General features: G+C 56.6%; 22 protein-coding genes. 12 read left to right on the forward strand and 10 right to left on the reverse strand.

What is annotated here, in order from left to right; translation table 11 throughout:
* Window positions 1-51: 51 nt before the first annotated feature.
* Window positions 52-963: a nucleoside hydrolase gene (locus tag AC2TCY_RS04165; protein ID WP_480845685.1), complete on the reverse strand. Its 912-nt coding sequence runs from the start codon at window positions 961-963 to the stop codon at window positions 52-54.
* Between the two features lie 175 nt (window positions 964-1138).
* Between AC2TCY_RS04165 and AC2TCY_RS04170 the strand changes: the two genes are divergently transcribed.
* The 3 genes from AC2TCY_RS04170 to AC2TCY_RS04180 all read left to right on the forward strand — a co-directional run bounded on the left by AC2TCY_RS04170 (window position 1139) and on the right by AC2TCY_RS04180 (window position 2764).
* Entirely contained in the window at window positions 1139-2026 is an 888-nt protein-coding gene (locus AC2TCY_RS04170; RefSeq protein ID WP_480845686.1) for an SPFH domain-containing protein, read from the forward strand.
* A 2-nt stretch (window positions 2027-2028) separates the two neighbouring features.
* Window positions 2029-2307, forward strand: coding sequence for an NfeD family protein (locus AC2TCY_RS04175; RefSeq protein ID WP_480845687.1), 279 nt, complete (start codon window positions 2029-2031; stop codon window positions 2305-2307).
* 94 nt (window positions 2308-2401) lie between these two features.
* Entirely contained in the window at window positions 2402-2764 is a 363-nt protein-coding gene (locus tag AC2TCY_RS04180; protein WP_480845688.1) for an SUF system Fe-S cluster assembly protein, read from the forward strand.
* Between the two features lie 243 nt (window positions 2765-3007).
* Here the strand turns inward: AC2TCY_RS04180 and AC2TCY_RS04185 are convergent, their stop codons facing one another.
* Window positions 3008-3343, reverse strand: a complete 336-nt coding sequence (locus AC2TCY_RS04185; RefSeq protein ID WP_480845689.1) for a hypothetical protein — start codon at window positions 3341-3343, stop codon at window positions 3008-3010.
* Between the two features lie 206 nt (window positions 3344-3549).
* Here AC2TCY_RS04185 and AC2TCY_RS04190 point away from each other — a divergent pair, with 206 nt between their 5' ends.
* Together AC2TCY_RS04190 and tpiA are read left to right on the forward strand one after the other, a co-directional pair.
* On the forward strand, window positions 3550-3915 hold the full coding sequence (locus tag AC2TCY_RS04190) for a HesB/IscA family protein (protein ID WP_480845690.1): 366 nt from the start codon (window positions 3550-3552) through the stop codon (window positions 3913-3915).
* Window positions 3916-4071: 156 nt separating this feature from the next.
* Window positions 4072-4821, forward strand: a complete 750-nt coding sequence (gene tpiA, locus AC2TCY_RS04195; protein ID WP_480845691.1) for a triose-phosphate isomerase — start codon at window positions 4072-4074, stop codon at window positions 4819-4821.
* A 20-nt stretch (window positions 4822-4841) separates the two neighbouring features.
* On the opposite strand, the gene AC2TCY_RS04200 is transcribed toward tpiA, so the two are convergent.
* The 7 genes from AC2TCY_RS04200 to AC2TCY_RS04230 form a co-directional block, all read right to left on the reverse strand.
* A complete protein-coding gene (locus tag AC2TCY_RS04200) occupies window positions 4842-5288 on the reverse strand; it encodes a nucleoside deaminase (protein WP_480845692.1) in 447 nt (148 codons plus the stop codon).
* A 91-nt stretch (window positions 5289-5379) separates the two neighbouring features.
* Window positions 5380-5691: a DMT family transporter gene (locus AC2TCY_RS04205; protein WP_480845693.1), complete on the reverse strand. Its 312-nt coding sequence runs from the start codon at window positions 5689-5691 to the stop codon at window positions 5380-5382.
* 161 nt (window positions 5692-5852) lie between these two features.
* Window positions 5853-7229 carry a TRAP transporter large permease gene (locus AC2TCY_RS04210; RefSeq protein WP_480845695.1) on the reverse strand — a complete coding sequence of 459 codons (1377 nt, stop codon included), beginning with the start codon at window positions 7227-7229 and terminating at the stop codon, window positions 5853-5855.
* Window positions 7229-7906, reverse strand: a complete 678-nt coding sequence (locus tag AC2TCY_RS04215) for a TRAP transporter small permease (protein WP_480845696.1) — start codon at window positions 7904-7906, stop codon at window positions 7229-7231. Before AC2TCY_RS04215 ends, AC2TCY_RS04210 begins: the two co-directional genes overlap by 1 nt.
* 113 nt (window positions 7907-8019) lie before the next feature.
* Window positions 8020-9021: a DctP family TRAP transporter solute-binding subunit gene (locus AC2TCY_RS04220; RefSeq protein WP_480845697.1), complete on the reverse strand. Its 1002-nt coding sequence runs from the start codon at window positions 9019-9021 to the stop codon at window positions 8020-8022.
* 340 nt (window positions 9022-9361) lie between these two features.
* Complete coding sequence (locus AC2TCY_RS04225) at window positions 9362-10591, reverse strand: sigma-54-dependent transcriptional regulator (RefSeq protein ID WP_480845699.1); 1230 nt, start codon at window positions 10589-10591, stop codon at window positions 9362-9364.
* The gene (locus tag AC2TCY_RS04230) at window positions 10588-12318 is read right to left on the reverse strand and encodes a sensor histidine kinase (protein ID WP_480845700.1); all 1731 of its coding nucleotides are present in this window, start codon (window positions 12316-12318) and stop codon (window positions 10588-10590) included. Before AC2TCY_RS04230 ends, AC2TCY_RS04225 begins: the two co-directional genes overlap by 4 nt.
* 47 nt (window positions 12319-12365) lie before the next feature.
* On the opposite strand from AC2TCY_RS04230, the gene AC2TCY_RS04235 reads away from it, so the two are divergent.
* Window positions 12366-13547, forward strand: coding sequence for a cytochrome P450 (locus AC2TCY_RS04235; protein WP_480845701.1), 1182 nt, complete (start codon window positions 12366-12368; stop codon window positions 13545-13547).
* 88 nt (window positions 13548-13635) lie between these two features.
* Here the strand turns inward: AC2TCY_RS04235 and AC2TCY_RS04240 are convergent, their stop codons facing one another.
* Window positions 13636-14115, reverse strand: a complete 480-nt coding sequence (locus tag AC2TCY_RS04240) for an Lrp/AsnC family transcriptional regulator (protein ID WP_480845702.1) — start codon at window positions 14113-14115, stop codon at window positions 13636-13638.
* Between the two features lie 275 nt (window positions 14116-14390).
* Here AC2TCY_RS04240 and AC2TCY_RS04245 point away from each other — a divergent pair, with 275 nt between their 5' ends.
* The 6 genes from AC2TCY_RS04245 to infC all read left to right on the forward strand — a co-directional run bounded on the left by AC2TCY_RS04245 (window position 14391) and on the right by infC (window position 19239).
* A complete protein-coding gene (locus AC2TCY_RS04245; protein WP_480845704.1) occupies window positions 14391-14705 on the forward strand; it encodes a DUF2849 domain-containing protein in 315 nt (104 codons plus the stop codon).
* 65 nt (window positions 14706-14770) lie between these two features.
* Window positions 14771-16435, forward strand: a complete 1665-nt coding sequence (locus AC2TCY_RS04250; protein ID WP_480845705.1) for a nitrite/sulfite reductase — start codon at window positions 14771-14773, stop codon at window positions 16433-16435.
* The gene (locus AC2TCY_RS04255) at window positions 16425-17186 is read left to right on the forward strand and encodes a phosphoadenylyl-sulfate reductase (protein ID WP_480845707.1); all 762 of its coding nucleotides are present in this window, start codon (window positions 16425-16427) and stop codon (window positions 17184-17186) included. Before AC2TCY_RS04250 ends, AC2TCY_RS04255 begins: the two co-directional genes overlap by 11 nt.
* Window positions 17183-17590 carry a DUF934 domain-containing protein gene (locus tag AC2TCY_RS04260; RefSeq protein ID WP_480845708.1) on the forward strand — a complete coding sequence of 136 codons (408 nt, stop codon included), beginning with the start codon at window positions 17183-17185 and terminating at the stop codon, window positions 17588-17590. The genes AC2TCY_RS04255 and AC2TCY_RS04260 overlap by 4 nt, the downstream gene beginning before the upstream one ends.
* 109 nt (window positions 17591-17699) lie before the next feature.
* Window positions 17700-18533 (forward strand): ferredoxin--NADP reductase, encoded by an 834-nt coding sequence (locus AC2TCY_RS04265; RefSeq protein ID WP_480846360.1) that lies wholly within the window; start codon window positions 17700-17702, stop codon window positions 18531-18533.
* Window positions 18534-18777: 244 nt separating this feature from the next.
* Complete coding sequence (infC, locus tag AC2TCY_RS04270) at window positions 18778-19239, forward strand: translation initiation factor IF-3 (protein WP_480846361.1); 462 nt, start codon at window positions 18778-18780, stop codon at window positions 19237-19239.
* The last annotated feature ends 206 nt before the right edge of the window (window positions 19240-19445 follow it).

Below are 19445 nucleotides of genomic sequence, written 5' to 3' on the forward strand. Positions count from 1 at the left end.
GGTCGCGGAACCGGGCAGGATTTGCCCGATCTGCCACCGCATTGCAACCCGTCAGGGCAAGGTAGAAACCCGTTCAGTAAACAGCCGAACAACCTCTGCACCGTCGACATCCCGACAGACAAAAATCGGCGCGCGGGTCGGATCAGCGCGGGTCGCCCCCAGCTCGGGGCCATCTGCCGTTACACGCAGACCGGTTTCCACAATGTCGAACATCGGTGCATGGGTACAGGCGATAACGGCAGTGGAGTCATGAAGCCCGCACCCTTCCAACCCACCAACATCCTTGTAGAACTTCAGGTAGAAAGCTGAAATATCTCGCAGAAACGCGCCCATGTCCGCCGAGCGTTCGGCCAGAGCCTCGAAATCCGCAGGCTCGTACAGGGTTTTCAAAGTGACATCCAAGCCAACCAGAACGGTCTGAGGCGGCGTTGCAAAGACCTCATCCGCCGCGCGGACATCGTGATAGATGTTCGCCTCGGCATGTTCGGTGATATTGCCAGGGCAGAAAACGGCCCCGCCCATGATCACCAGCTTATTCAGGTTTCCGGCAAAGTCCGGGTCTAGACGCATAGCATCCGCAATATTGGTCAAGGGTCCGACCGCACAGACTACCAGTTCGCCGCGATGCACCTTTGCCATTTCGACAAGGAACTCTGCAGCTGACAAGGAATGGTTTTCACCGATCTGTGGGATTTCGGTCAGGTCGCCAAACCCTTCAGGCCCGTGCACGTGCTCGGACGGTGTGTGGCGATTGGTACCGCGCGGAAACGGTGCGCCTTCGGCTACAGGAATAGAAAGTCCTAGTTTGTGCAGTAAATAGCGGGCATTTCGACTGGATTGTTGGACATGGGTGTTTCCAAAAACGGTCGTCAGACCGATAAGGTCAATATCTGGTGCGGCCGCGGCATAGGCAATCGCCATCGCGTCGTCGATGCCGGGGTCAGTGTCTATTATCAGCTTCATTTGCCCCCGATAGCGCAATCACTCCGGGATGCAAAGCAGCCACAGGGCAAATATTCCACACCCCAACCTCGTTTTCAATGATTTGCATCCCGCCCCGCTCAATCCATACCAGAGTTGAAAACGGGCGACTCAATTCCCACATGTATACCATAGTACACAATAAAAGAGGACAGAAATGACCGAAGACCAGATTATCGGGCTGCTCACGTCGAACATCATTTATCTTCTGGCAGCCGCCTTTATCGTGCTCGTCATACTGAAGGGCATCAAGATCGTTCCGCAATCCGAAAAATATGTTGTCGAACGGTTCGGTCGCCTGCACTCAGTGCTTGGACCGGGCATCAACTTTATTGTTCCTTTTCTGGATGTTGCACGTCACAAGATATCCATTCTCGAACGCCAGCTGCCAAATGCGACACAAGACGCAATCACCAAGGATAACGTGCTGGTTCAAATCGACACCTCGGTATTTTACCGCATTCTGGAACCGGAAAAGACAGTGTATCGTATCCGCGACGTGGACGGTGCGATTGCAACAACAGTTGCAGGTATCGTGCGTGCGGAAATCGGCAAGATGGACCTGGATGAAGTCCAGTCCAACCGTGCGCAACTGATTGATCGCATTCAGGAAAGCGTCGAAACCGCCGTGGATGACTGGGGGATCGAAGTGACCCGCGCCGAGATACTGGATGTAAACCTGGATCAGGCCACTCGTGATGCAATGTTGCAGCAGCTGAACGCTGAGCGTGCACGCCGGGCGCAGGTGACCGAGGCTGAGGGTCAGAAGCGGGCGGTCGAACTACAAGCCGATGCCGAGCTTTACGCGGCCGAACAGACTGCAAAAGCCCGCCGTATTCAGGCCGAAGCCGAAGCCTACGCGACCGGTGTTGTTGCCAAGGCCATTCAAGACAACGGCATTGAGGCAGCGCAGTATCAGGTCGCTTTGAAACAGGTCGAAGCACTGAACTCGCTTGGCACCGGCTCGGGTTCGCAAACCATCGTTGTTCCCGCAAACGCGCTTGAGGCCTTTGGAAACGCCTTCAACATGCTGAAAGGAAGGTAATAATGGCTGATCCGTTCTGGTTAACTTGGTGGATCTGGCTGGCCGCGGCCTTGATCCTGGCCATAGCCGAGGTCGCCCTGCCCGGCTTTATCTTTCTTGGCTTTGCAATCGGGAGCGCAATTACCGGGATCCTGCTGTTAATCCCCGGCCTCAGCCCAAGCCTTCCGGTCCTGTTACTGATCTTTGCAGTCCTGTCCTTGATAGCCTGGCTGGTACTGCGACGGATTTTTGCTCTTCCCCATGGTCAGGTAAAAACCTTTAATCACGACATTAACGAATAATCTGCTCTGGCGCCCCGACTGGGCGCCACCGCACCTCTGGACGCTGCCCTGCACTTTCCCTATATAAATTCTCAGGTAACAGACCGAGGCATCAATGACCCACCCCAGCGAACAGTTTGAAGGCAGCCCTCTGATTGCGCCTTCAACCATCGAGCACCCCCTCTACGAACCCGTGGTGGAAGCCTGCCGGACAGTTTTTGACCCTGAGATTCCGGTAAATATCTATGATCTCGGTCTGATCTACACAGTCGACATCGACAGCGAAAACGCCGTCAAGATCATCATGACCCTGACCGCCCCGGGCTGCCCGGTGGCGGGTGACATGCCAGGTTGGATCGTCGAAGCGATCGAACCGGTCGCAGGCGTCAAGGAAGTGGACGTCGAACTGACATGGGAGCCCCCCTGGGGCATGGAAATGATGTCAGATGAAGCCCGACTGGAACTCGGGTTTATGTGACCAGGGATTCACTTACAGATTCCAAGCGACTGTCATCAAACAGTAGTGAACCTGTCATCATTTCTTTAGGTATTCGTCACATTGATGCGGGACAAATTGGTTACCAACGCCGAGCATCCTTAGAGCACCTCAAGCTCAGTGTTGGGCAACTGGGCTGAAGACCTGTTTGCCGCCCCCAAACTCTGGCCCGAATTTCGGACCGCTCTTGCCCGAGAGCGGTCCTTTTTCTTTAAAATCAGCTACCTACTTTACACCACACGTCGATTTAATTTCGGCGGCGCGGTCATCAAGCTGTTTGATGTAATCCCCGGACAGCATCTCCAAACGCTTGTTTTCCGTCCCTGTTGCAAGACCCAGCAGCGCGCCCGCAGGCAGGATTGCGATGACGCTTTCGGCCTGTTGCGTCTCGGCATGTTTCTTTTCGGCGGCAATTGCGCGCAGATCGCCTTCGGCCGTCGAGCAATTGACCGGATGCCGCTTGGTCTCCGCCGATGCGGAATGGGCAAGCGCCCCGAGGCAAAAACAGGTCAGACCCAACACCATACGCCGGGTGGTTCCGCTGAGGGATTGCATAGCCATATAAAACCGCCTTTCTTGAAATACCTAACCGTCGCCTAACGGACATACCCCACACGCTAAGGGCATCTCCGGACCTAAGACAAGCCAGAACCTCTTGCTGAGTTCGGTCACCCAAGGCGATTGTCGAAAAAGCAATGACCGCAATCCCTTGAGCCTGGGGCTTCTGACCCTTAGATTAGAAGCAACACGCGAGAACGGAGCACACCATGTTTGGTATCCCCGGCAAACAAGCCGTAACCATGACGCCGAAGGCTGCAGAGCAGATCTTGCGCCTGATGACCTCAGGCGGCCACGCCGGGCTGCGCATTGGTGTCAAGAAGGGTGGATGCGCCGGCATGGAATACACGATGGACTATGTCGATGAAGCCGACTCTAATGACGAGGTGGTCGAACAGGACGGTGCGCGTGTAATGATCGCACCCATGGCGCAGATGTTCCTGTTCGGGACCGAGATCGACTACGAGGTGTCGTTGCTGGAATCCGGCTTTAAGTTCCGCAATCCAAATGTAGTCGATGCCTGTGGCTGCGGCGAATCCATCAAATTCGACGATACCCTCACTGTTCAGCGTTAAGGCGCCGTTTCAGACACATTCAAGTCTTATTGTGCTAGCGAGTCACAAGGTGACACGATTGGCCACGTTATATCGACCTACTCTGAGGCTGGAATTGTCAGGCGTCGCGGACGATGTTATCGCGTTCCAAACACATCAGGCAGAGAGGAATACCAGATGCGGCGCAAACTGGCGGCTGGGAACTGGAAAATGAATGGATTAGGGGCTTCGCTGACAGAGATCACGGCACTTGCCGGGATGTACCCAGATCCTTCCGTCGATATTCTGATTTGCCCGCCGGCAACCTTGCTGCATCGCGCATCCCAAGCTGCAGACGGCTCAGGCGTCGCTGTCGGAGGTCAGGATTGCCATCCGGACGCTTCCGGCGCCCATACTGGTGATCTGAGCGCCGATATGTTGCTGGACGCGGGTGCCAATGCGGTGATTCTCGGCCACTCCGAGCGGCGCGAAGACCACGGAGAGGACAACGATGACATCCGGGCCAAGGCCCGCACAGCAATGGACGCAGGCCTTATGGCGATCATCTGCGTCGGCGAAAGCCTGGAACAGCGCGAAGCAGCAAACACGCTCGATATCATTGGCGGGCAATTGTCCGGCTCGATCCCGGATCAGTCTACGGGCGAAAACCTCGTCGTTGCCTACGAGCCGATCTGGGCAATCGGAACCGGTAAGGTTCCTACGCTGGAACAGATCGGGGAAGTGCACGATTTCATTCGCGCGCGGTTGGAGCGCCGCTTTGGCGAAGGCGTGGGCCGTTCCGTCCGGATTCTTTATGGCGGATCAGTTAAGCCGAGCAATGCCTCCGAGATATTTGCCGTGTCGAACGTGGATGGCGCGTTGGTCGGAGGCGCCAGCCTGAAAGCGCAGGACTTTGCAGGCATCATCAGCGCGTTGGAGAATGCGTGAACACTTAGGTGACGCGTAAATCACTCGGCAATGTCTTCCGCCCAAAGTTCGGGCTTTTCCGTGATGAACCGCTTCATCAGTGCGATGCAATCGGGGTCTTCTGCCAGAATGACCTCGACCCCACGCTGGCGCAGAAACTCTTCATTACCGCCAAAGTTTTGCGTGTCGCCGATAACAACACGCGGGATACCAAACTGAACAATCGTTCCAGCGCACATCATGCAGGGCGATAGCGACGTATAAAGCACGGTATCTCGGTAGGTTTTCTGCCGTCCCGCCTTGCGCAGCGCGTCCATTTCCCCATGTGCGATCGGGTCGCCCCGCTGCACACGCTGATTTCTACCCTGCGCGACAATTTCACCCCCGCGAGCCAGAACCGATCCGATCGGGCACCCACCTTCGTCAAAACCCTCTTTGGCCTCAACATAAGCGACGCGCAGCAAGCGCGCGTCGGTATCACTAAACATGCTGACAAGCCTCCTCGGATCAGTGTTTTGAAGACAACCTGACGAATGCCGGAACGGGCGTCAACGGCAGGTTGGCGCACAGCGACACCCTTTATGCCAGTTTCATTGTAACAATTCCGGCTGTGATCAGAACCGCCGCCAAGACTCGTGTCGCAGTCAGTGTCTCACCCATCATTGTGACGCCGACGACAAAAGCTCCGACTGCACCGATCCCGACCCAGATGGTGTAGGCAGTACTCAACGGCAGTTCCCGCATTGCCAATGCGAGCAACCCAAACGAACCGATCATAGATACTCCCATGATCGCGGTGGGCCAGAAACGGGTAAAGCCGACGGACTGCTTCATCGCGCCCGCCCAAACAACTTCCAAAATTCCGGCAATAAATAGCATGATCCATGCCATTGGGTGACCTCTTGTCCTGTTCGGGTCGTCCCGAATGGTTATCCATTATGGAGAGGTCGTCCTCACCCCGTCAGCTGGGAACTCAAACTTCCATTTCAAGAGGGACAAACAGAAAAACCGGGCGGATCGCGCCGCCCGGCCTATTGACGGGTTAACAAACCCTAGTTGGTGATAATCTCCGGCCCCATGAAGGTGTTCGGCAGGAAGGTCGAAATCCACGGGATGTAGGTCACCATGATCAGGAAGACAAACAACACCGCGAGGAAGGGCAGTGCTGCGCGCACCACGCTCATCATCGGCATGCCCGCAACACCGGAGGTGACGAAGAGGTTCAGACCGACCGGAGGCGTAATCATCCCGATCTCCATGTTCACAACCATGATGATGCCGAGGTGGATCGGGTCGATTCCCAACTCGATGGCAATCGGGAACACCAGGGGCGCCACGATGACCAGCAATCCCGAAGGTTCCATAAACTGACCACCGATCAGCAGGATGACGTTGACCACAATCAGGAAGGTCACCGGCCCCAGACCCGCCGAGAGCATGGCGGTGGCGATGTGTTGCGGAACTTGCTCATCTGTCAACACGTGCTTGAGGATCAAAGCGTTGGCGATCACGAACAGCAGTGTCACCGTCAGTTTGCCGGCCTCGAACAAAGTGTGTTTGGTGTCAGGGTGGATGAATGCCGTGACCAGCGCATAGGGTTTCTTCAGCAGAGAGATGTTCTGCGAATCCCCTTCTGTGCTGAGCGGCCCCATATCCTTGTAGACGAAGCTGGCGATGAGGAAGGCATAAACAGCGGCTACGGCGGCGGCTTCAGTTGGCGTGAAGATGCCTCCGTAGATACCGCCAAGAATGATCACAATCAGGAACAGGCCCCATCCGGCCTCGCGCGCCGAAGTGAAGACTTCGCCCCACCCTTTCCAGTCGCCCTTGGGCAGGTTCTTGACCTTGGCCATCACGTAGATCGTGACCATCAGCATCAAGCCTGCCATCAAGCCCGGAATGACGCCTGCCAGGAACATGCGACCGACAGAAACCTCGACCGCCGCGGCGTAGACCACCATCACGATGGACGGCGGGATCAGGATACCCAATGTACCCGCGTTACAGATCACACCGGCGGCAAACTCTTTGGAGTAGCCAACTTGGCGCATCCCCGCGATAACAATGGACCCGATTGCCACGACAGTTGCCGGGGACGAACCTGACAGTGCTGCGAACAGCATACAGGCGAAGACACCTGCAATTGCCAATCCGCCGGGCAGATGCCCCACGCAGGCAATCGAGAACCGGATAATCCGCCGCGCCACACCACCTGTCGTCATAAAAGACGACGCGAGGATGAAGAACGGAATGGCCAGCAGTGTAAAATGACCTTCAAAGGCTTCAAACAGGGTGCCTGCAACCGAGGCCAGCGAGCTATCGGAATAGATCAGCAGGAACAGGGTCGAACTGAGGCCCAGAGCCACCGCGATCGGTACACCAATCAGCAGCAGGCCGATGACCATCGAGAAGAGAAGTACTACGTCCATCAGTCATGCTCTCCTTGCTGAGCCCGGACTTCTTCGATCTCGTCCTCGACTTCGTGGCTGGCGACAAGACGGTCGGTATCGCCGCGCCAGATTTGAACTGCGACCTGTGCAAAGCGGATCACCAGCAACAGCATCGACACTGGCAACACCAGATAGGGCACCACTTTGGGTAGCTTTTCGTAGCCTTCGCCATAGTTGATCAGGCCTTCAAGAAAGCGCAGCGGCGCCACCATGGGGATGTCATCGACTTCATAGAAGCTCTGACTGCGCGCGCTGGTATCGAACCCGGTTGGGAACCAGCGGCCGGAAGTCGGCGGCAGGTCAGCAAAGACCGCCCAATAGTCGTACGACCCCTTCAGCAACAACAGCGAGAACACCAGACAACACCCGACAGCAATCAGCGCCAGTATCCGGCGCGGCGCCGGGGCCAGCATGTTCAGAATTGCATCAACGCCCAGATGCGCATGTTTCTTGACGGCGTAGGAAGCCCCAAGAAGAACCAGCCAACCAAAGGTGAAAACCGTCAGCTCAAGCGCCCACAGGATGTTGGAATTAAACACAAACCGCGCGATCACGTTAGCAAAGGTGACGACTGTCATCAGACCCAGCAGACACGCGATCAGGGTTTCTTCGATATGGTCGACCAGCCCGCCTTGGCCGGATTTCGCACCAGACATATCTCTGTCCCCGCATTTTTTATGATGAGAGTAAAGGGTGGCGGGCCTCAAACGGCCCGCCTGGTCTGCGCGTCCATCACTCCCCAGTCCCGGACGCGCGACCTGTACCGGGCTTAGAACCCAGCGTTGATGGCCTGAGCGGCGTCGATCTTGTCCTGACCCACGTCACCGGCGAACTTGTCCCAAACAGGCTTCATCGCATCAACCCATGCTTGACGCTGTTCCGGGTTCAGTTCGCGGATGATGCCACCCGCGTCTGTGATCGAGGCTTTGGCCGCTTCGTTCACGGTGAAGGCTTCTTTGTTCCGCGTCTCAGTCACTTCGGCCAGAATGGTCAGAAACTGATCACGCACTTCAGGGTCAAGGCTGTCCAGCCAGTCCACGGATGTCACAACCAGATAGTCGATGATGCCATGGTTGGTTTCGGTGATACCGTCTTGAACCTCAAAGAACTTTTTGCCGTAGATGTTCGACCAGGTGTTTTCCTGCCCGTCCACAACGCCCTGCTGCAACGCGCCATAGACCTCCGAGAACGCCATCTTCTGCGGGCTGCCGCCAATGGCTTCCATCTGCGCAACCAGCACGTCCGAGGACTGAACGCGGAACTTCAGGCCTTCCGCATCCGACGGCTCTTCCAGCGGCTTATTAGCTGACATCTGCTTCATTCCGTTGTGCCAGAATGCCAGCCCCTGCAGACCACGGCGCTGCATGCTGTCTTTCATCGCCTGACCATCTGCCGAGGCTTGGAATGCATCCACAGCGTCGATGTTCTTGAACATGAACGGCAGGTCAAACAGACGGAATTGCTTGGTGAATTTCTCGAACTTTGACAGAGACGGCGCAGCCAGTTGCACGTCGCCTTGCAGCATTGCTTCAAGCACTTTGTCATCGTTATAGAGCGTAGAGTTCGGATAGACCTCTATGCACATCACGCCATTCATCTCGTCATTGACGCGCTGCTCGAGCAGCGAAGCGGCGATACCTTTAGGGTGCTTGTCGGTGTTTGTCACATGCGCGAACTTCACCACAATCTCGCCGTCGTCGCAGGCTGCAAAGCCTGCGGTTGCGGTGACAGAAAGGGCAAGCGCGGTAGCGGCGGTTGTCAGGAACTTCATGTGTCTTTTCCTCCCAGACTTCTGTGAAATCTCTGCTGAACGCCTCATCGGCGATCACTGCGCGCAGTCAAACGAATCGCAGATAAGCTCTCAACGATTTGTTGATTTTTGAAGCAGATCGTATTTAATCTTTAGTTTTCGGTATGTTACCAAGATACTTTTCGAGTGACCGTCTGTAGCCAACTTGATGAGTGCGAAAAACCGCACATCCCAATCGCCGGTTGTGCGGAAATCCGCACAGTTTCGAATCAATCAACCGAATCACGGGCTTGACCACTTGCGTCGAGTGCAATCCACCGACGTGCCCCGCATGAAATGAAGTCAAAGCCAACCAGGAAAACTATCTGCGATAGTCTTCTGGGCGTATCTGATATCGCGCCAGTTTGTCGTAGAATGTCTTACGTGGCAATTTCAACGCTTTTGCGGCCTCGGACGCCTTGCCATTATGCCGGCCGAGCGCCGCGATAAGCAGCGACCGTTCCACTCGTGCCATTTGTTCGCTCAGTCCCAGATCGGCCGCCTTCGCCACCTCCTCTGGCATACCCAGGACAAACCGCATGGCGGCAGACATCAGAGACCGTGCGTTTCCCGGCCAGTCTTGCGCCATCAGCGAAGCAAGATGGTCTGAAGTGATCTCCGGCTCGACGATACCTGCCTGCTCGGCTGCCTGCGCGACATAATGGCGAAAGATCACCGGTATATCTTCGGGCCGCTCTGACAAGGCCGGGATGCGCACGGGCATGACATCCAGACGATAATAGAGATCCGCATTGAAATCTCCGCGTTCTGATAGCTCGGCCAGATCGGCAGTGGTGCCGGCAATTATGCGCGTCCCCACCGTTTTTTCCATCAATTCCAGTGCTGCGTATTGGGTGGCGTCGGGCAGTGCCGAAACTTCGTCCAGAAACAGGGACCCGCCCGCTGCATCCTCGCACCCCTGCAACAATTCGCCCGGCGTCAGACCGGATGCTGCCCTTTTGACAAACGGCCCCTGCCGGTCCGGCGACATCAAGTGGACCACCTCAGCAATTTTCGAGATGCCACTTCCTGCAGGTCCAGTGACCAGCACCTCGGCTCGGGTCGGGGCCACCGCCCGAACACGGTCCCTGAGGGCCTCTGCTTGCTGTGAACGGCCGAACAACATCCGTGCCGCCGGATCCCCCCTCTCTATCTCATGCTTCAGTGCGCGGTGCTCCAGCACTTGTGAGCGGGCCTCGAACGCGCGTTTGAGTACATCCAACAAATCGGTTGCAGCACACGGTTTTTCCAGAAAATCGAAGGCGCCTTGCCCCATGGCCTGAACGGCCATCGGTATGTCGCCCTCACCCGTGAGTAAAACTACCGGCAGTTCGGGATCAGTGTCTCGAGCATAGGCCAACAAGTGAAAGCCATCACGCCCTGGCATTCGAATATCCGAGACGATGACTCCGGAAAAATCCCTGCGGATATGATCCTTTGCGGCGACAAATGAGCCTGCCGTGACGGGCTCATATTCGGCCAATTCCAATGTTTGAGCCAACGCCTCGCGCACCGCCGCGTCATCATCGACCAAAAGCACCTTGCGGATCATGCAACCTTGTCCTCCCGGTAATATTCAAGTTCGACGGTGAACATTGCGCCCTTGCCCGCGTTGATACCCCTGATATTTCCACCAAAGCTTTGAACAAGCCCATAGGAAATCGAAAGACCCAGCCCCATTCCCTCTGATGAGCCCACGGCCTTCGTCGTATAGAAGGGTTCAAACAGCTTCTCGGGCTCTTCAATCCCCGGTCCGATATCCTGTACTGTAACCGCCAGCCGCTCACCTGCGTCGATCTCGATGCCAATGTGGCGGTCTTCCTGATTGCTCATGGCGTCAGCCGCATTGTTGATCAAGTTGACGAAAACTTGCACCAGCCGCACCTCTCCACCCCAGGCGAAAATAGGTTTGTCGATTGGTTGCCAATCCAGAGTCACCCTATCAGCACGCAAGCGCGCCTCAGTTAACTCCACCGCAGTGTTGATGACCTGCACCAGATCGACCTTGCCCATGGGTTCGCTTTCATTGCGGGCAAAAGCCCGAAGGTTCTTGATGATCCGTGCCATTCGCGCGGCCATATCCGAAATTCGTCCGAGGTTTTCACCGGCCTTTTTACCCTTGCCATGCGCCAGAAACGCCGCGCCATTGTCGGCAAATTGTTGAATCGCCATAAGCGGTTGGTTCAGTTCATGGCTGATCCCAGCAGACATTTGACCCAGCGCACTCAACTTGCCGGCTTGAACAAGGTCGGCTTGGGCCTGTTTCAACGCGGCTTCCGCCTCTTCCCGTTCGGCCACCTCACGCCGCAGGGCGGTGTTTGCGGCAGTCAGCGCGCGCGTGCGCTGCAAAACTCGACTTTCCAGCACGGCATTGGCGTCTGCCAACGTCCTCCGTCGTTCGGTCGCAAGAAACAAAAACGCCCCAAACGCAAGACAGATCGCGGCAACGGCAGCGGCCTGCAAAGCGGCCAAACGGCGCGCAGGAGCTACATCCATCAGAACTTCGCCAGTCATACCAATGACCGGCAAATCGCGGGCCAGATGTAATGCATTGCGTGGCAGATACGCGCCCCATCCCAAACGCCACAATTCATGCTGGCCCACCCGCATGGACGAGAAGTCAAGGTCAACGCCGGGTGGAGAAAGCCCGACTTGCCCCGGATCGCGTTGCCAGAACAAAAGATCAGACCGGTTGGATATAAAGACAAGTCCCGCGTGATCCACGAAGAACACCGCTTCGGTGCTTCCCCGCCATGTTTGTTCGATGTCTTCGACATCCGCGATAACCATCAACGCGCCATCCACGCGACCGTCTGGTGCAAAAACCGGGGCCGCGTAAGAATAAATTCGATCACTGGTGCCCGACAGGACCCCATGGGAACTTCCCAGCGCCCCTTGCATTGCGCGTTCGAATGCCGGTTGCCCGCGCACAGTTCCATCCACCACGTCATGCGCTGCGGCCAGAACCTCTCCACCGGGGGCAGCGAATAACACATCGACGGCCGCGGTTTTGTCCGCAGTTTCCAGCAATAGGATACGCGCAGCTCTCTTTCGTTCGGGATTGTTCAAATCGGTCAATGTCGGATGCCCGGCCATCAACACTGCAAGTTCCTGATAAACCTGCAACTGAGAGCTCAATCGATCCGAGGCCAGTTCAAGGTCCGCCTGCGCCTTTTCGCTCAGCTGTGACAACGCCTGACGATAGCCAGACGTCCAAACCGCGGCTGACAACAATCCAACCGCGCACAGAAAACCAGCAATGACCCAAAATCTCTGCATGACATAGGGTCTTGCATTCACCGCGCCTCATGGCAAGTCTGCCGCGTATGAAGACGATGATCCAATCCCCCACCGAACCTGAATTCGTGCAGAATCCCTACCCGTTCTATGACTCTGCCCGCGAACATGGGGATCTCGTGTTCTGGAAGGACTATGGAATGCCCGCTGCGGTTTCCAATAAAGCGGTGCAGGACATTTTCCGAGACCGCCGATTTGGAACAGAGCGCCCACCCGAATCGGCGATCGAGGAGCCCGCCCATCTTGCGCCCTGGCTCGCGATCGAGGCCCATTCGCTGCTTGAAGCAGAGCCGCCTCGGCATACCCGCTTGCGTGCGCTGGTGCTGCGTGCGTTCACGTCCCGAGCGATTTCGGCACTGGCGCCCGCAATTGAACACTTGTGCCACGAGTTAATCGACTCTTTTCCGAACGAGCCTTTCGATCTTCTGGATGCGTATTGCACGCAGATTCCGGTCATTACCATTTGCCGTCTGTTGGGCGTGCCTGAAACCAAAGCCGCGGATTTGCTAAGATGGTCTCATGCAATGGTCGCGATGTATCAGGCTGGACGCACTCGTCAGATCGAGGAGGAGGCCGCGCAAGCTTCAGCAGCCTTTACTGTGTTTCTTTCCGAGTACATAGAACAACGCCGCACTGACCCGCGCGATGACCTGATAACACGACTGATTGCGGCGGAAGAAGACGGTGAAAAACTCTCGCGGGATGAGCTCATTTCGACCTGCATTCTGCTCCTGAATGCCGGACACGAGGCCACGGTGCATTCGTTGGGAAACGGGGTGAAGACACTCTTGGAAACCAGAACGCCACTGGACGTTCTGAAACCAGCCTCAATCGACCGTACTGTCGAAGAGATCATACGCTTCGATCCGCCACTTCACCTGTTTACCCGCTACGCTTACGAAGACATGGACCTGTTCGGCCATAAGTTTGCCCGGGGTGATCAGGTTGCGCTGCTGCTTGGTGCCGCGAATCGTGATCCCTCTATCTGGCCCCATGCAAACACGTTCAATCCAAGGCGTGAAATCGTTACAAACTCAAGCTTTGGCGGAGGCGTACATTTCTGCGTTGGAGCTCCCCTCGCCCGGTTGGAAATGCGTATTGGGTTACCAATTCTCTTCGACCGGTGCCCAAATTTGAGACTGGCAAGCGAACCGGTCTATGCGGATAGCTATCATTTCCACGGACTGACAAACTTGATGGTAAGAACCTGAGGGCGGCAAAAAATATCGTTGCGAAACGCCACGGGCAAAGCATCCCTAGGAAGCCGCTTAACGAAGGATGCGCAATGAAGAACCTCCGTCACCCTTCTTTCAGCGCGTTCAGCGGCAGCATTGTCGTCGACTTTATCTCCTCCATCGACAGCAGAGCGGTAACGTTATGCACACGCACTTCCGAGATCAGGGTCTGGTAGAATGAATCGTACGCGCGTGCATTTTTCACGCGGACTTTCAGGATATAGTCGATATCTCCGGCCAGGCGATGCGCTTCCTGCACCTCGGGTTGATCCCGCAGCGCTTTCAGAAACTTTCTCTGCCATTCGGCTTCGTGCTCGGACGTCCGGATAAGCACAAAAAAAGTTGCCTCGAACCCCAGAGCTTCGGCATCCAAAAGAACCGTCTGCTGACCTATGACTCCTGCGCCCTTGAGTTTGCGAATACGATTCCAAACAGGTGTCTTGGAACTACCCACCCGTGCCGCTATTTCATCCAGGGACTGACTGGCGTCACGTTGCAGCTCGGCCAGAATTTTCCGATCTGTTTCGTCTATTCGAACTGACATCCCATTTTTTCCTTCGAATTAACACATATGTTCCAGTTTCGCTCGATACCGGAACATTTGTTCTTATTTGATCCGCAATATAGCGCTTAACCGGGAATATTTCCTATATTAGCACTCAAGTCAAACAACACCCGGTGCGATCAGATGCTGCCCTTTCGAAGACATACGCAAAACGACGCCGTCCATTCCGACGCCACAGGTCTGGGTTGCGATGTCGTGAACGGCAACAGCACACCGATCCCAACTGACATTTCATTCAATAAGGAGCACGCCTGATGGCTCGCGCATTTACCCCAAAAGTGGTTACTGCCAACGACCTGTTGGAAGGCGACGTGATTTACCTGACAGAAGATGACCGCTGGTCGCGCAATCTGTCGGACGCCGAGCTTATCACCGATGAGGCGCATGCCCAGCTTCGTCTTCTGGATGCTGAGCGCCAGGTCAGTAAGATTGTTGGTGCCTATCTTGCTGATGCCGTAGCCAGCGACAACGGCCCCGAGCCCACCCATTTCCGGGAAGACTTCCGCCGCACTGGTCCGTCCAACTATGCCCACGGCAAACAGGAAACTTCCCCGCAGCCCCGGGCCTGACCTCTGGCCCTCTCTCTCCCCTTCAAGGCCCCAAGGTTCGGGGCTGCAACTAAGGACAGCTAATCATGTATCGCTACTCCGAGTTCGACACGGCATTTTTGGCAGAACGTAACGCGCAGTTCCGCGCGCAGGTCGAGCGCCGCATTGACGGCTCGCTGACCGAAGACGAATTCAAGCCCCTGCGCCTGATGAACGGCCTGTATCTGCAGCTGCACGCCTACATGCTGCGGGTCGCCATCCCCTATGGCACGCTGAACAGCGCACAGATGCGTCAACTGGCCCTGCTGGCTGAAAAGTGGGACAAGGGCTATGGCCATTTCACCACCCGTCAGAACATCCAGTACAACTGGCCGAAACTGAACGACGTGCCGGATATGCTGGACGCGCTGGCCGAGGTCGGCATGCACGCCATCCAGACCTCGGGCAACACCATCCGCAACGTGACCGCCGACCATTTCGCCGGTGCCGCCGCTGATGAAATCGCCGACCCCCGCCCCTATGCCGAACTGCTGCGTCAGTGGTCGACCGACCACCCGGAATTCCAGTTCATGCCGCGTAAGTTCAAGATCGCCATCACCGGCTCGGACAACGACCGCGCCGTGATCAAGGCGCATGATATCGGCCTACAACTGGTCGAACGTGACGGCGTTCTGGGTGCCCGCGTTATCGTGGGTGGCGGTCTGGGCCGTACCCCGATGATCGGTAAAGAGCTGTCCGAATTCGTCGCCTTTGACGACCTGCTGGCCTATTTGGAAGCCACCGTTTCGGTCTGGAACCAGATCGGCCGCCGCGACAACAAGTACAAGGCGCGCATCAAGATCACTGTGCATGAGCACGGCATCGACGCCATCCGCGCCAAGGTGAACGAGCGCTTCCTCAAGGTGCGCCCGCAGTTCAAGGGTGCCGACATGAACCTGCTGGAAGAGATCAAGGGGCATTTCGCGCCGCCTGCCTTCCGCGAGGGTTCGGTTGCGTCGTTTGAAAGTGCCTATACCAACGATCCGGTCTTCCGCTCGTGGGTCGACACCAACATCGCGCCGCATAAGAACGCGGATCATGCGATCGCCACGATCTCGATCAAGAAGCACGGTCAGACGCCGGGCGATGCGACTGCCGAGCAGATGCGCGTGATGGCCGATCTGGCCGAAGAGTTCGCCTATGACGAGCTGCGTATCAGCCATGAGCAGAACGTGATCCTGCCGCATGTCCACAAGTCGGACCTGCCCGCGATCCACGCCAAGCTGAAAGAGCATGAGTTGGCGACCGCCAATATCGGCCTGATCAGCGACATCATCGCTTGCCCGGGCATGGACTACTGCGCGCTGGCCACCGCACGCTCGATCCCGGTCGCGCAGGAAATTGCGACCCGCTTCGAAGACCTGAAGCTCGAGCATGATATCGGTCACCTGAAGATCAAGATCTCGGGCTGCATCAACGCATGTGGTCACCACCACGTGGGTCATATCGGCATCCTGGGTCTGGATCGCGCTGGCGTCGAGAACTACCAGATCACCCTGGGCGGCGACGGCACCGAAACCGCAGCGATCGGCGACCGCACGGGTCCGGGCTTTGCATATGACGACATCGTTCCCGCAGTCGAGCGCATCGTGGAAACCTATCTGAACCAAAGGGAAAGCGCCGAGGAGACCTTCCTCGAAACATACCGCCGGGTCGGCATGGCACCATTCAAGGCTGCCCTCTACCCCGAGGCGCGTGCCAATGCCGCTTGACCTGATCCAGACGGAACTGGGCCGGGACAGACGCGAACTAACCGAACAGGTCGAGGCGTTGAACGCCCGGTTCCGCCACCACAGCGCGCATGATGTGATGCACGGCGCGATTGAGGAGATTGACGAGCTTGCTCTGGTCTCCAGCTTTGGTGCGGAATCGGTTGTTTTGCTGCATATGGCGGCGGTGGTGAACAAAGCGACACCGGTGCTATTTGTTGACACGCAGATGCTGTTCACCGAAACGCTGGAATACCAGCAGGAGGTCAGCGAGCGTCTGGGTCTGACCAATGTTCGCATCATCCGGGCCGCGGATGAGGACATTGAACGCGAAGACCCTTATGGCGCCTTGCGCCTGAGCGACATGGATGCATGCTGCAACCTGCGCAAAACCTTCCCGCTGCAAAGGGCACTGGCTGGTTTTGACGGCTGGATCACCGGACGCAAACGGTTCCAATCCGGAACACGGGCCGCGCTCGATTTCTTTGAAGTCGAAGACGGCACGGGCCGGATCAAGGTCAACCCTCTGGCCCATTGGGCACCCGAAGACGTGCGCGCCTATATGGAAGAAAACAACCTGCCCCGGCATCCGCTGGTGGCCAAAGGATACCCTTCGATCGGTTGTGCGCCCTGCACCTCGCCGGTCAAAGAAGGCGAAGACCCCCGCGCCGGACGCTGGCGCGATCAGAACAAGGAAGAGTGCGGCATCCATTTTGTCGATGGCAAGATGGTGCGCGCCGGAGAGAAAACATGAACGTAATCGTAACGGATGGGGGGTTCGCCCCCGATGACTGGACCGACGGTTTTGTCACGCTGGAAGATGCGGCGAATGACGTGGTTGCTCTGGACGTAACCTCAGACACCGACCCGGACGAACTGTATGATCGTCTGGGTAACGCACAAATGGTCAGGGTCGATTTCCCGTCTTTCGCGGACGGTCGCGGCTTTACCATTGCGCGGACGTTGCGGCTGAAGGGTTATACCGGACGTCTGCGCGCCAAAGGTCACGTTCTGGCCGATCAATATGCCATGGCGCGCCGCAGCGGCTTTGATGAGGTCGAAATCGATCACAGCCTTGCCGACCGCCAACCAGAAGATCAATGGCTTGCCCGCGCAAATTGGCAGGACAACAACTATCAGTCCCGCCTGCGCGGCTAGGGCCGCCAATCGCCAGCTTGTGACACCATGGGGGGCAATCTGTCCCCTTTTCCTGACTTGGATCAAAGATTAAACGGAGATGTCGGTTAAGCAGACCGATAGTGAAACGATGACAGAGATGAAATCCGTGACCGAAGCAACCGCCGTTAAGGCCCCCGTTCTGCCCGACGCCCAGACTGTGACCGAGGTCAAACACTGGACCGACCGCCTGTTCTCGTTCAAGGTGTCGCGCCCGGCATCCCTTCGGTTTCGTTCGGGCGAGTTCGTGATGATCGGCCTTCTGGGCGACAACGGCAAGCCGCTGCTGCGTGCCTATTCCATCGCCTCACCGTCCTGGGACGAAGAGTTGGAGTTCTACTCGATCAAGGTGCAAGACGGCCCGCTGACCTCGAAGTTGCAGCATATCCAACCGGGCGACCAGATCATCCTGCGCCCCAAGCCCGTCGGTACGTTGGTGCATGACGCTCTGCTGCCCGGCAAGCGCATCTGGTTCTTCGCCACCGGCACCGGCTTTGCGCCCTTTGCCTCGCTGCTGCGCGAGCCTCAGACCTATGAAGACTATGACGAGGTCATCATTACCCACACCTGCCGCGATGTGGCCGAGCTGGATTATGGTCGCGAGCTGATCGACAGCATCAAGCAGGACGAAATGCTGGCCGAACTGATGGGCGAAGGATTCGCGGACAAGATTCGTTACTACCCGACGACAACACGTGAAGAGAGCCCCAAGATGGGCCGGATCACCAGTCTGCTGAAGGACGGGACCGTCTTTGCCGATCTGGGCATCGAAGGCGGCATCAAACCGGAAACAGACCGCGCCATGGTCTGCGGCAGCCTTGCCTTTAACCACGACATCAAGGCGATCCTAGAAGAGTTTGGCCTGCGCGAGGGCGCAAATTCCGAGCCCAAAGAGTTCGTGATCGAAAAGGCTTTTGTCGGCTGATCCTGATTGCCGGTCCGGCCTTTTGGCCTGGGACCGGCAAAAACACCGGGATTTCATGGAATTTTCATGCGGCCTTCGATTTATGCCGCTTGAAACACTTTACGCACCAGTCTAAATTCCGGGCTCGAAATTCTGCAATCATCAAAGGAATGAACCCATAGCTCGCAGACCTCACAACGCGCCGCCGCAGAGAGACACCGGACCGCGCGTCAATGACAAAATCCGTGCCCCCGAAATTCGCCTGATCGGCGCCGAAGGTGAAAATGTCGGGGTGGTTCATCCCGCCAAAGCCATGCAACTTGCCGCTGATGCCGGCCTCGATCTGGTCGAAATCTCGCCCAATGCGAACCCTCCGGTCTGCAAGATCATGGACTTCGGTAAATTCAAATACGAGACGCAGAAACGCGAAGCCGAAGCGCGTAAAAAGCAAAAGATCATTGAGGTGAAAGAGGTCAAATTCCGGCCCAACACCGATACGCATGACTATGACGTCAAGATGCGTAACGTGTTCAAGTTTTTGGAGAACGGCGACAAGGTCAAAATCACCCTGCGTTTCCGTGGCCGCGAGATGGCCCACCAGAATCTGGGCCGTGAACTGCTGGAACGGGTGGCCGAAGACATCAAGGAAGTCGGCAAAGTCGAAAACATGCCGAAAATGGAAGGCCGTCAAATGATCATGATGATTGGCCCACTTCCCCAAAAGTAAAATCGCCAATCACGCGAATTCGAACCCTGTCAGAGGTAATCTGGCAGGGTTTTTTTGTTCACAGGAACTTCAAAACACGCGATTTGATTCCGCCTGTCCCGGCCACCAGATCCAGAGTGTCTGATTCCGGCAGCATGTCGATTTCAGGCGCTCTGATTTCGACAACGCTGGCGCAAAGTGGAAAGCACTGGATCTGCTTCTGCTCC

The organism is Ruegeria sp. HKCCD7181 (assembly GCF_057221055.1).